At 41.7% G+C, this 13,033-nt stretch carries 12 protein-coding genes; 7 read left to right on the top strand and 5 right to left on the bottom strand.

The genetic code is table 11. The annotated features are described in order from the left end of the window. The first annotated feature begins 43 nt into the window (after positions 1–43). From Q7657_RS11220 to serA, 3 genes are all read left to right on the top strand, one after another. On the top strand, positions 44–664 hold the full coding sequence (locus Q7657_RS11220) for a 5-formyltetrahydrofolate cyclo-ligase (protein ID WP_107167262.1): 621 nt from the start codon (positions 44–46) through the stop codon (positions 662–664). A 190-nt stretch (positions 665–854) separates the two neighbouring features. Continuing rightward, entirely contained in the window at positions 855–1,514 is a 660-nt protein-coding gene (gene rpiA / locus Q7657_RS11215; protein ID WP_023933552.1) for a ribose-5-phosphate isomerase RpiA, read from the top strand. Between the two features lie 287 nt (positions 1,515–1,801). Continuing rightward, positions 1,802–3,031 carry a phosphoglycerate dehydrogenase gene (serA, locus tag Q7657_RS11210; protein WP_053987289.1) on the top strand — a complete coding sequence of 410 codons (1,230 nt, stop codon included), beginning with the start codon at positions 1,802–1,804 and terminating at the stop codon, positions 3,029–3,031. A gap of 75 nt (positions 3,032–3,106) precedes the next feature. Here the strand turns inward: serA and Q7657_RS11205 are convergent, their stop codons facing one another. From Q7657_RS11205 to epd, 5 genes are all read right to left on the bottom strand, one after another. Further along, positions 3,107–3,820, bottom strand: coding sequence for an oxidative stress defense protein (locus Q7657_RS11205; RefSeq protein ID WP_107167263.1), 714 nt, complete (start codon positions 3,818–3,820; stop codon positions 3,107–3,109). A gap of 206 nt (positions 3,821–4,026) precedes the next feature. Next, entirely contained in the window at positions 4,027–4,911 is an 885-nt protein-coding gene (gene mscS, locus Q7657_RS11200; RefSeq protein WP_053987287.1) for a small-conductance mechanosensitive channel MscS, read from the bottom strand. A 311-nt stretch (positions 4,912–5,222) separates the two neighbouring features. Then, positions 5,223–6,299 carry a class II fructose-bisphosphate aldolase gene (gene fbaA, locus Q7657_RS11195; protein WP_053987286.1) on the bottom strand — a complete coding sequence of 359 codons (1,077 nt, stop codon included), beginning with the start codon at positions 6,297–6,299 and terminating at the stop codon, positions 5,223–5,225. A 161-nt stretch (positions 6,300–6,460) separates the two neighbouring features. Then, a complete protein-coding gene (locus Q7657_RS11190) occupies positions 6,461–7,624 on the bottom strand; it encodes a phosphoglycerate kinase (protein WP_053987285.1) in 1,164 nt (387 codons plus the stop codon). Between the two features lie 96 nt (positions 7,625–7,720). After that, positions 7,721–8,767: an erythrose-4-phosphate dehydrogenase gene (gene epd / locus Q7657_RS11185; RefSeq protein ID WP_053987284.1), complete on the bottom strand. Its 1,047-nt coding sequence runs from the start codon at positions 8,765–8,767 to the stop codon at positions 7,721–7,723. A gap of 677 nt (positions 8,768–9,444) precedes the next feature. Here epd and metK point away from each other — a divergent pair. From metK to rsmE, 4 genes are all read left to right on the top strand, one after another. After that, positions 9,445–10,599 carry a methionine adenosyltransferase gene (gene metK, locus Q7657_RS11180; RefSeq protein ID WP_053987283.1) on the top strand — a complete coding sequence of 385 codons (1,155 nt, stop codon included), beginning with the start codon at positions 9,445–9,447 and terminating at the stop codon, positions 10,597–10,599. A gap of 153 nt (positions 10,600–10,752) precedes the next feature. Further along, a complete protein-coding gene (locus Q7657_RS11175) occupies positions 10,753–11,238 on the top strand; it encodes a SprT family zinc-dependent metalloprotease (protein ID WP_053987282.1) in 486 nt (161 codons plus the stop codon). A gap of 126 nt (positions 11,239–11,364) precedes the next feature. Next, on the top strand, positions 11,365–12,138 hold the full coding sequence (locus tag Q7657_RS11170) for an endonuclease (protein WP_107167264.1): 774 nt from the start codon (positions 11,365–11,367) through the stop codon (positions 12,136–12,138). A 147-nt stretch (positions 12,139–12,285) separates the two neighbouring features. After that, positions 12,286–13,017: a 16S rRNA (uracil(1498)-N(3))-methyltransferase gene (rsmE, locus tag Q7657_RS11165; protein WP_045069248.1), complete on the top strand. Its 732-nt coding sequence runs from the start codon at positions 12,286–12,288 to the stop codon at positions 13,015–13,017. The last annotated feature ends 16 nt before the right edge of the window (positions 13,018–13,033 follow it).

Below are 13,033 nucleotides of genomic sequence, written 5' to 3'. Positions count from 1 at the left end.
CCTCTTACAATCAAGCTAAATCCCTATACTCAAGGATTGAGCCATGACTGTAGCATTATCACCACGACAAGCGATTCGACAACAGATCCGTGAGCGTCGGCAACAACTCACCACAGAACAACAGCAACAAGCCAGCCAGCAATTACTACAACAAGTGCAGCAATGCAGTAAAATCACCCAAGCACACCATATCGCGTTATACCTAACCAATGATGGTGAAATTAACACTCAGCCAATCATCGACTGGTTATGGCAAAAGGGTAAGTCTGTTTACCTCCCTGTTTTGCATCCTTTTAGTAAAGGGCACTTACTGTTTCTTCACTACACACCCAATACCCGAATGGACAAAAATCGCTATCAAATATCAGAACCGATACTTGATGTTCGCGCGGTGAAACCCGTTCGAGAGCTCGATGTTATTTGTACGCCATTAGTCGCCTTTGATCGCACAGGTCAACGACTAGGTATGGGCGGCGGTTATTACGATCGTACATTGAGCCAATGGCACCATCATCAGCAAGGTCCTTACCCTCTTGGTTTAGCCCATGATTGCCAGTTGATCGAGCAACTTCCCAGTGAGCATTGGGACGTACCACTACCTCAAATTATTACTCCATCAACAACCTATCATTGGTGTTCTAATCTGAAATACCCCAAAAGATGAGCAATTAAGCAAACGTTTACTTAAGTTTAAGAAAAAGCAAACAACCTAACTAATTGTTATTAATAACCTTCTGTTTTTATTTCTTATTTTGCATTAGGTTTGCTCATGTTCGCACTGACGAACTATTTCCAATTCGTTATAATTAGCGCCAACGCTTAATGGGCGTATTAGTCATAATGAGGAGAATGACATGACACAAGATGAAATGAAAAAAGCAGCCGGTTGGGCCGCGCTAGAGTACGTAAAAAAAGGAACCATTGTTGGTGTGGGTACTGGCTCTACGGTTAATCACTTCATCGATGCATTAGAGACTCGCAAAGAAGAGATCAAAGGAGCGGTTTCAAGCTCTATCGCTTCTACTGAGCGCCTTGAGCAACTTGGCATTAAAGTCTTTGATGCTAACGAAGTGTCTTCTCTTGATATCTATGTTGATGGTGCTGATGAAATCAACGCAGATTACGACATGATCAAAGGTGGTGGTGCAGCATTAACTCGTGAAAAGATTGTCGCTGCCATTGCAAAAACGTTCGTTTGTATTGTGGATGATACCAAGCAAGTCGATGTTCTTGGTCAGTTCCCACTACCTGTTGAAGTGATCCCTATGGCACGTTCATACATTGGTCGAGAGCTAGTTAAATTAGGTGGTGATCCGGTTTACCGTCAAGGTGTTGTCACCGATAACGGCAATATCATCCTTGATGTTTACAACATGCAAATCACTAACCCGAAAGAGATGGAAGATAAGATCAACGCACTACCAGGTGTAGTTACCGTTGGTCTATTTGCTCACCGTGGTGCAGATGTACTTCTTGTTGGTGCACCTGATGGCGTGAAAAAATTCGAGAAATAATGTCAGTCGGTAGCGACTTAATGGGATGATAAAACGCTATTAATCTCGTTATAAATGTTATTTCCTTTCAAAACGGCATAGCTTAGTGGTTCTCATTCTAGCTTATGCCGTTTTTTATTATCTTTTTTGTAATATTCTTACCCATAGTGGCTATTTTTTGATACTTTATTAATCAGCTATTAGCAAACGTTTAACCATACCGCTACTGTTAATCTAATAAAGAACGCTCACCCTCTGATATTTCTTTATTTTAAAAGCAGTTAGCTGCGTTTTTAAGGATGAGAACCATGGCCAAAGTTTCACTAAATAAAGATAAGATCAAAATTCTATTGTTAGAAGGTCTTCACCCTTCATCAGTAGAAGTACTAGAACAAGCAGGTTACACCAATATTGAATACCACAAAGGCTCACTCGCTGGCGAAGAGCTACTTGAAGCAGTGAAAGACGCACACTTTATCGGTATTCGCTCACGCACTCAATTAACACCAGAGGTATTTGCCGCTGCGAAAAAACTGACTGCGGTAGGTTGTTTCTGTATCGGTACCAACCAAGTTGATCTTGAAGAAGCCATGCGTCGCGGTATCCCCGTTTTCAACGCACCATTTTCAAATACTCGTAGTGTGGCTGAATTGGTTCTTGGTGAACTGCTACTACTGCTTCGTGGTATTCCAGAAAAGAACGCCAAAGCGCACCGTGGTGAGTGGTTAAAATCAGCAGACAACTCGTTTGAAGCTCGCGGTAAAACACTGGGCATTATTGGCTATGGTCACATTGGTACGCAGTTAGGTATTTTGGCTGAAAACCTTGGTATGCGTGTTTGTTTCTACGATATCGAGAATAAACTCACCCTCGGTAATGCCACTCAAGTTGCTTCATTGAGTGAGCTATTAAATAAATCAGATGTGGTTTCTCTTCACGTACCAGAAACACCAGATACCCAAAACATGATGGGCGCAGAAGAATTTGCACGCATGAAGCCTGGTGCTATTTTCATTAACGCTGCCCGTGGCACAGTGGTTGATATTGATGCCTTATGTAGTGCGCTAGAAAGCAAGCACATTGCAGGAGCTGCGATTGATGTATTCCCTGTAGAGCCAAAGACCAATAACGACCCATTTGAGTCACCATTACTGCGTTTCGACAATGTACTACTAACTCCTCACGTTGGTGGTTCAACCCAGGAAGCTCAAGAAAATATTGGGATTGAAGTTGCTGGTAAGCTAGTGAAATACTCAGATAACGGGTCAACCTTATCTGCAGTTGGCTTCCCAGAAGTATCATTGCCTGAGCACCGTGGCTGTTCACGTCTACTGCATATTCACGAAAACCGCCCTGGCATTTTAAATCAAATAACCACTATCTTTGCCTCAGAAGGTATCAACATTGCCGCTCAGTTCCTACAAACAGGGGCTGAAATTGGTTATGTGGTGATTGATGTCGAAACAGAACGATCTCAAGAAGCATTAGCGAAACTGAAATCTATCGAAGGCACTATTCGTGCACGTATTCTTCACTAGTTACAGCGTGAATAAATAGTAAAAAGGAGAGCATCAGCTCTCCTTTTTTATTCCAGCAGCTAAAAGCAATTGTGATTACTTAGCGAGCTTGAAAATCACATTCACACTATCAGAGATAACAATGTTGTTCTCACTGTAGCTTTGGTTAATCGCAGCGGAGTCTTGCATCGCACCACCAGCATAATTAGCCATACGATACGGCATTGGACGAGAAGCCGTGTTGTAATCAATTTGCCATACACCTTCAACTTTATCGCCGAAGCCTTTTGCTAACGATGCAGCTACTTCTTTCGCATTAGCAATCGCTGCTTGACGTGCTTCTTCTTGGTATTTCTTCTGATCTTTCACTTTCAAGGTGATATTGTTGATCTGATTAATACCATCACCTAATGCACCATCAAGGTAAGTGTTTAGATTCTCTAATTTGTATACCGTCACAACCACATTGCGGGTTGCTTTAAAACCTGTAAATTCTGGCGCTTGATCTTTAGGGTAGCGATACTGCGCAGATAACGAAATATTAGCACTGCTAATATTCTTACGTTCAACTCCCGCTTTGGTTAGACGTTCAATAAATTTAGTGACCGCTTCATCAGCCGCTTGTTTTGCTTCTGACGCTGTTGGCTTGGTTGCGACAACATCAACCGAGAATACTGCCATATCAGGCTTTACTACTACTTCACCGCGCCCTGTAGTTTCCAAATGAGGAAATGGCAAATCAGCAGCCATTGCGCCCGTTGACATCAATGCACTGGTAGTTAATAAAAGAGCTAATAGTTGTTTCTTCATTGGAAATCCTCATTGGCAACAACATTCGTTTCTTTATCTTAGTTCTGAGATAAATCACTTACGAATGTTTGACCACTAAAAAATGAAAACTATCCCTTAAGACCATTAATTTTGAACATTGTTCCTTTATATATTTCTCTCACCATTTTAGCGATAAAAAAATGGAGCCCAAAGGCTCCATTTTCTTCATCGTGATACTTTAAAAATTAAGCATCAACTTTGTTTAGGTGAACATCCATTTGTGGGAATGGGATTTCGATACCTTCTTTATCAAGCTCTTCTTTGATCGCTTGGTTAAGATCGAAGTATACAGCCCAGTAATCAGGCGTGTTAACCCATGGACGTACCACGAAGTTCACAGAAGAATCTGCTAGTGCAACAACACCGATTGTTGGCTCTGGATCTTTAAGAACGCGAGAATCTGCATTAACAACACGAGTAAGCACTTCTTTTGTCTTTTGAAGATCAGCTTTGTAAGAAACACCGATCACAAGATCAATACGACGTGTCGCATTACGTGAGTAGTTTGTAATTGGGTTACCAATAATAGATGAGTTTGGTACAACTACTGTTTTATTGTCAGGAGTACGTAGCTCTGTAGAGAAGATTTGGATAGATTCTACGGCACCAGACACACCCGCAACTTCTACGAAGTCGCCAGATTTGAATGGACGGAACGCAACGATCAAAACACCTGCAGCAAAGTTAGATAGTGAACCTTGAAGAGCAAGACCAACAGCAAGACCTGCAGCACCGATCACAGCAACCACAGAGGCTGTTTGTACACCGATACGGCTTAAGGCTGCGATTAATACGATAACAAATAGTAGGTAACGAACTAGGCCGTGAATAAACTCAACAACCGCATTATCCATATCTTTCTTACGTAATACTTTAGCAACTGCGCCAGCAACTGCTTTAACGATCATATTACCGATAAATAGGATTAGCAGTGCTGATACAAGATTCACTGCATATTGGATCAGTAGATCTTGATTATCACTTAACCAGTTGCCAGCGTGAAGTACGCTGTCAGTTAATGAGTTATCTGAAATTTTGTCGACAACCTTGTCAGTAACGCTCTCAGTCATTGAAGTGCTCTCTCTTATAATTTACTTAAAATATAAATTCATAGAGCAAGTCGTAGGTCAATGCACTACGACTTACACCATTGAATAAACTTCCTATAAAACACGTAAAACGGTCGCCTTACGCATATCAGAATTCTGGACGCTAATTATTCCTGCTTTTGATATTAAATAGCTACTAAAAAAAGAAGATATTTACATAAATTAACTTAAATATCACTAAAGAACCATTTAAGTACAAGCAATTAGCAAATACAAAAAAAAAGTCCGCCGAAGCGGACTTTTTCACATTTTAGCTTTGCTAAGTCGTTCGATTATAGAACGTCGATAGCGTTAAGGTCAGCAAATGCTTTCTCAAGACGAGTAACCATTGAAGCTTGACCAGCACGTAGCCATACGCGTGGATCGTAGTACTTCTTGTTTGGTGCATCAGGACCAGTTGGGTTACCGATTTGACCTTGTAGGTAGTCGTGGTTCTCAGCTTCGAACTGACGGATACCATCCCAACATGCCCACTGAGTATCAGTATCGATGTTCATTTTGATAACACCGTAGCCGATTGACTCTTGGATTTCAGCTTCAGTAGAACCTGAACCACCGTGGAATACGAAGTTTAGAGAGTTAGCTGGTAGACCAAACTTCTCTGAAACGTACGCTTGAGAATCACGTAGGATAGTTGGAGTTAAAACAACGTTACCTGGCTTGTAAACACCGTGTACGTTACCGAAAGATGCTGCGATAGTGAAACGTGGGCTGATTGCGCTTAGTTTCTCGTATGCGTATGCAACGTCTTCTGGAGAAGTGTAAAGCTCAGAAGCGTCCATGTGAGAGTTATCAACGCCGTCTTCTTCACCACCAGTACAACCTAGTTCGATTTCTAGTGTCATGTTCATTTTAGACATGCGCTCTAGGTACTTAGCAGAGATTTCGATGTTCTCTTCTAGAGACTCTTCAGAAAGGTCGATCATGTGAGAAGAGAATAGAGGCTTACCAGTTTGAGCGAAGAACTCTTCACCAGCGTCTAGTAGACCGTCGATCCATGGAAGAAGCTTCTTAGCTGCGTGGTCAGTGTGAAGAATTACAGGCACACCGTAAGACTCAGCTACAGCGTGAACGTATTTAGCACCAGCGATTGCACCAAGGATTTGTGTACCTTGACCGTCTAGTTTAAGACCTTTACCAGCGAAGAAACCAGCACCACCGTTAGAGAACTGAACGATTACTGGAGACTTAACTTTAGCCGCAGCTTCAAGTACTGCGTTAACAGAGTCAGTACCGATACAGTTAACTGCAGGTAGAGCAAAGTTGTTTTCTTTAGCTACAGCAAAAACTTTCTGTACGTCGTCGCCAGAAATAACACCAGGTTTTACAAAATCAAAGATCTTAGACATAACAATAGTCCTATTATTTACTTTGTTGTCTGTGAAAAAAATTCTTATGCAAACGTTTGCGATAGTGATGTATTTTACTTAAACAATCATGCTATCACAAACATTTAAACGTGGAAGAATGGCTATATTTCAGAATAAATCAGACTTCCACGTGAAATAAATTATGCTTTAGCGCGAGTCTCTAGCATTTCAACTGCAGGAAGTTTCTTGCCTTCAACGAACTCAAGGAACGCACCGCCACCAGTAGAGATGTAAGATACTTTATCTTTAATGCCGTACTTGTCGATAGCGGCTAGTGTGTCACCACCACCAGCTACAGAGAAGCCAGCAGATTCTGCGATTGCGTTTGCAACAACTTCAGTACCTTTACCGAATTGCTCGATTTCGAATACGCCTACAGGGCCGTTCCAAAGGATCGTTTTTGCGTTCATGATGATGTCAGCAAGTGCTTGAGCTGAATCAGGACCGATATCTAGTACCATGTCGTCTGCAGCGATATCAGAAGCTGACTTGATTGTCGCTTCAGCTGACTCAGAGAACTCTTTCGCACAAACAACGTCAGTTGCTACTGGGATGTTAGTGTTCGCCATTAGCTCTTTAGCTGTTGGGATTAGGTCTGCTTCGTACAGAGACTTACCTACATCGTTACCTTCAGCAGCGATGAATGTGTTAGCAATACCACCACCAACAACGATTTGGTCAGCAATCTTAGATAGTGACTCAAGAACAGTTAGCTTAGTTGATACTTTAGAACCACCAACGATAGCAACCATTGGACGCGCTGGGTTGTCCATTGCTTTACCTAGTGCTTCAAGCTCACCTGCTAGTAGAGGACCAGCACATGCTACTGGTGCAAACATACCAACACCGTAAGTCGATGCTTGTGCACGGTGAGCCGTACCGAATGCATCCATTACGAATACGTCACAAAGTGCAGCGTATTTCTTAGATAGTTCGTCTTCGTTTTTCTTCTCGCCCTTGTTGAAACGTACGTTTTCAAGAACAACAAGCTCGCCTGCGTTTAGCTCAAGACCGTCTAGGTAGTCTTTTGCTAATTTAACGTCACAATCTAGAACGTCGTTTAGGTAGTTAACTACAGGCTGTAGAGAGAATTCTTCTGCGTATTCGCCTTCCGTTGGACGACCTAGGTGAGAAGTAACCATTACTTTAGCGCCAGCTTCTAGGCAACGCTTAATTGTAGGAAGAGATGCAATGATACGTGCATCTGAAGTTACTTTACCGTCTTTTACTGGCACGTTTAGGTCAGCACGAATAAATACACGCTTACCAGCTAGGTCCAGATCAGTCATCTTGATTACAGACATGTTTTGTCCTCTCAACATTATTAAAAATAAAAGTTCATAAAATTGACAGCCCAGCGTTATCAATGTTCAACGCCAAACCCAGTAATTCTTACTATTTTACTTTTCAGCATCCGTGTTTTCGGTTGCATGCATTGCTAACGCTGTATCCAACATGCGATTAGCAAAGCCCCATTCATTATCACACCACACCAACAACTTAATTAAATGCTGGTTGCTTACCCTTGTTTGGCTACCATCGACAATCGCACTATGGGGATCATGATTGAAGTCGATTGATACTAAAGGTGCTTCGGTGTAATCCACAATACCACTTAATGTACAACGAGACGCATTTTTTAATGATTGATTTATGTCATTAACTTTCACATTTGTTTTAACTGTGACACTCAAATCCATAGCAGTGACATTAATTGTGGGCACCCTCACAGAAATGGCCTCAAATTTGTCAGAAAACTTCGGAAATATACGACCGATTCCAAGATGTAGTTTGGTATCAACAGGAATAATAGACTGGCTTGCAGCGCGAGTTCGGCGTAAATCAGAGTGGTAGGCGTCGATCACTTGTTGATCATTCATCGCGGAATGAATCGTCGTGATGGTCCCAGATTCAATACCAAAGTTGTCATCAAGCACTTTGATAATAGGGACGATACAGTTAGTTGTACAAGAGCCGTTGGAAACAATGCGGTGTTGGGATGTTAATTGCTGATGATTAACACCATAAATAACAGTGCAGTCGATATCTTTGCTAGCAGGATGGGAAAATAACACTTTTTTAGCGCCCGATGCGATATGCGCTAAACCGTCATCACGAGAACCATATTTACCGGTACAATCTAAAACAATATCAACATCGAGGTCGTGCCAAGGCAGTAATTTTAGATCCGGTTGATGAAGAATACGGATTTGATCTTGATGACCATTTTCGTGAGCAATAAAAAGGTGCTCCTGATCATGGCTGACAGGATTACGAAAACGTCCATGGCTAGAATCGAACTGAAGTAAGTGCGCCATTGCTTCTGGCTCAGCTAACTCGTTAACTGCCACGACGTTAATGTGATGATATTTGCCGCTTTCATACAATGCGCGAAGCACACTGCGACCAATGCGACCGAATCCATTTATTGCGACTTTTAGTGTCATATCCGTGCTACAAAAATACTAAGCGGCGTTAGTGTATACCAAGCCCGTTAGAGAATCACCATAATTGTGATATCTCTCACCAACCAGCTATAAAAACCAATATAACCAAACACATAAAGATTATTCGTCATGCGAATATAGTTATAAGCTATAGCTTAACCAAGCTACCACTATGCTATTTTCGCTTTATGTCGATATAAAAATTTCACTCAATTGTCACTCAACTATCGCTGTTAAAAAGTACGAATCCTTCAAGATGTGATTCATTTTTATCTTAATTTTCCCTGTTATCGCTTTTTCGCAATCTAAGCATTAAACACCTGTAATATGCTCACCTTCCATGTAGATATCGAAATCGCAATTTTTTATTACATTTTTATCTTATTTACTGTTTTCTTATGCTCACCCCAGCCCTATAAAAACAATAACCAACTGTTATAAAACAAAATAAAACTTATTTATCCATCTTAAATATCATCAATTTCAACGCTGCTATAGCACCATCATCATGAATTAAAGCAAAAACCCTAATATCACTAATGTTGATTTTTTCCGCTTTAACGTTATTATGGACGTCTAGACGGAAGTAGCTCTATACATGTAAACGTACATATAGCTATATAACTGCGTTATAAACGCGACCGTGCGACTAAATTCAAAGATAAGTGAGACTACCGATGGCAAAACATTTATTCACTTCTGAGTCGGTATCAGAAGGTCATCCCGATAAAATCGCAGATCAGATTTCAGATGCAGTATTGGATGCAATTCTTGAACAAGATCCTAAAGCGCGTGTAGCTTGTGAAACTTACGTAAAAACCGGCATGGTAATGGTTGGTGGTGAGATCACAACGTCAGCTTGGGTAGACATCGAAGAGCTAACACGTGAAACAGTACGTGAGATTGGCTACGTTCATTCAGATATGGGCTTTGATGCTAACTCTTGTGCAGTAATGAATACCATCGGTAAACAGTCTCCAGATATCAACCAAGGTGTTGATAAAACAGATCCTAAAGAGCAAGGTGCTGGTGACCAAGGTATTATGTTCGGTTACGCAACTAACGAAACTGAAGTATTCATGCCTGCGCCAATCACTTACTCTCACCGTTTAGTTCAACGCCAAGCGGAAGTTCGTAAGAACGGCACACTACCTTGGTTACGCCCTGATGCAAAATCTCAGGTAACGTTCGCTTATGATCAAGGTAAGATCGTGGGTATTGATGCAGTTGTACTTTCAACTCAGCACAGCGATTCAATCTCAACCCCAGATCTACGTGAAGCGGTAATGGAAGAGATCATCAAGCCGGTACTTCCAGCTGAGTGGTTAAACAAAGAGACAAAATTCTTCATTAACCCAACCGGTCGTTTCGTTATCGGTGGTCCAATGGGTGACTGTGGTCTAACAGGTCGTAAGATCATCGTTGATACCTACGGCGGTGCAGCACGTCACGGTGGTGGTGCTTTCTCTGGTAAAGATCCATCAAAAGTTGACCGCTCTGCAGCATACGCAGCACGTTATGTAGCGAAAAACATCGTTGCAGCTGGTATGGCAGATCGTTGTGAAATCCAACTTTCTTACGCTATCGGTGTTGCCGATCCAACATCTATCATGGTGGAAACATTTGGTACTGAAAAAGTAGCACATGAGATCATCATTGAAGCAGTACGTCAGCACTTCGACCTACGTCCATACGGCCTACAAGAAATGCTAGATCTTCTACAGCCTATCTATAAGAAGACAGCAGCTTACGGTCACTTTGGTCGTGAAGAATTCCCTTGGGAAAAAACAGACAAAGTGGCTGCACTTCGCGATTTCGCAAACATTAAGTAATACACTTAATACTGCACAAAAAAGGACGCTTAGGCGTCCTTTTTTATTGCCTGTGCGCTGTCGAGCCTCGGTCAAATGCTAGAGTTTCAAGCTCTCGCCAGCCCTTTTTGTTCGGTGTATAGTGCAGCTCTATATAGTAAAGAACGAGTAACAATGAATTCACTGCAACAACAAGTTATCGAGCGTGTCGAGCATGCTATTAAAACCGCAAATCAACGCTTAAATAAACGGTTAAAAATGCCAACCGTCACTTTCACCCAACGAGGAAAAATTGCCGGTAGCGCACGTCTACAAAGCTGGGAAGTACGCTTTAATCCTATTTTATTAAAAGAAAATACCGATGCTTTTCTCAATGAGGTGGTACCACATGAAGTGGCGCATTTAATTGTGTTTAAACTGTTTGGACGAGTAAAACCGCACGGTCGAGAATGGCAATTGATCATGCGAGAAGTATTTCAAGTTGCACCTAGAACCACTCATAGCTTTGATGTCAGCTCTGTTGCCGGTGAGACTTATCTTTATAAATGCAGCTGTAGCGAATACCCATTAACCATCCGTCGCCATAACCGTATTTTACGTGGTCAAGCCACCTATCACTGTCGTCGATGTCGTGAAGTCTTAGTGTATTCGCCACAGTAAAGTGCTATTTACTATTAAACTTTCAGCTAAATAACCACAACATAGTTACAAATATCTGCGACACACTTCTCAAAGAGAAAAATATCAGTAAGCTAGTGATACGATACTTTTCTATTGAGCACACTGATGAAGCGTGTATTTACCAGCTTAGCCATTGCGCTGTTATTTCCTGCTGTCGCACAGGCAACCCCTTATCATGCCAATCCTTTAGGCAACAACAGCAACGACTCTTTCAGCAAAGCAAAAAAAATTATGCAGAAAGAGATCTATATTGCGCCCCAAGATATGAAGACCATTTATTGTGGTGCCGATTTTAACAATCAAAAATATGTAACGTTACCTTCTGGGTTTAGCACTGAAGTCTATAAAAAACGTGTTAAACGTTGGGAAGCAGAGCACATCGTGCCAGCGGAAAACTTTGGTCGCGCATTTAGTGAATGGCGTGAAGGTGCAGCCGTTTGTGTCGATAGCAAAGGAAAAGCATTTAAAGGTCGTAAATGTGCTGAAAAAGCAAATAAAGAATATCGCTTTATGCAATCCGATCTTTACAACTTATATCCAGCAGTCGGTGCTGTGAACGCAGCACGTCAGAATTACAACTTCGTTATGCTACCAAGTACCAGTAGCAAAAATTACCGTTCGTTCGGTAGCTGTGACATGATCATCGATAAAAAAGATCATGATGCTCAACCACCAGAGCGCGCGCGTGGTGTGATTGCCCGTACTTACATGTACTTTGAAGCGGTCTACCCTAAATACAAGATGAGTAAACAACAACGCCGATTAATGGATGCTTGGGATAAGCAATACCCAGTCACCAAATGGGAATGTCAACGCGCTGCTAAGATTGAAAAAATCCAAGGTAACGTTAACCCTATTCTTGCGAGCCGTTGTTCATAACAGCATCTTTTACTTAAACGCACTTTAGCGTTCAAAAACGCGTTATGTGTAAATAACGCGTTTTATTTCACCTCGAATAATTGGCGAACAGAGCATCCATGTTAAGATTCGTCATTACTCTTTTTTTATTGCATAGATGACCGCATTATGAGAATTCCACGTATTTATCATCCAGAATCTTTACCTTCTCAAGGCAAGGTAATGCTCAGTGACGATGCAGCTAACCATGTTGGCCGCGTTATGCGTATGCAAGCAGGTCAAGAACTTCTAATGTTCGATGGCAGTGATGCAGAGTTTCCTGCTGTGATCACTAACGCCAGCAAAAAAAGCGTTGAAGTTGAAATTCAATCTCGTGTGGAACATAGCGTTGAGTCACCACTGAATATCCATTTAGGTCAGGTGATTTCACGTGGTGATAAAATGGAATTCACCATTCAAAAATCAGTGGAATTAGGTGTAAGCACTATTACCCCACTGATTTCTGAACGTTGTGGCGTTAAATTAAATGCTGAGCGTTTTGAAAAGAAACTCGACCAATGGCAAAAGATCGCCATTGCTGCCTGTGAGCAATGTGGTCGTAACGTTGTGCCAACCATTCGTCCAGTGATGAAACTGGAACAATGGTGTGCTGAGGAATATGATGGATTAAAGCTTAACTTACATCCTCGCGCTAAATATTCCATTAATACCCTGCCTACACCTGTGACTAATGTACGTTTACTGATTGGTCCTGAAGGCGGTTTATCAGCTGAAGAAATCGGCATGACGGAAGAATATAAATTTGATGAAATTTTGCTGGGTCCTCGTGTACTACGTACAGAAACCACAGCAATGACAGCCATCACCGCACTACAAGTACGTTTTGGTGATTTAGGCTAATTAGATTAGGAGAACA

Source organism: Candidatus Photobacterium acropomis, from assembly GCF_030685555.1.
GTDB lineage: Bacteria > Pseudomonadota > Gammaproteobacteria > Enterobacterales > Vibrionaceae > Photobacterium > Photobacterium lucens.
This window is presented reverse-complemented; position numbering and strand designations above follow the sequence as displayed.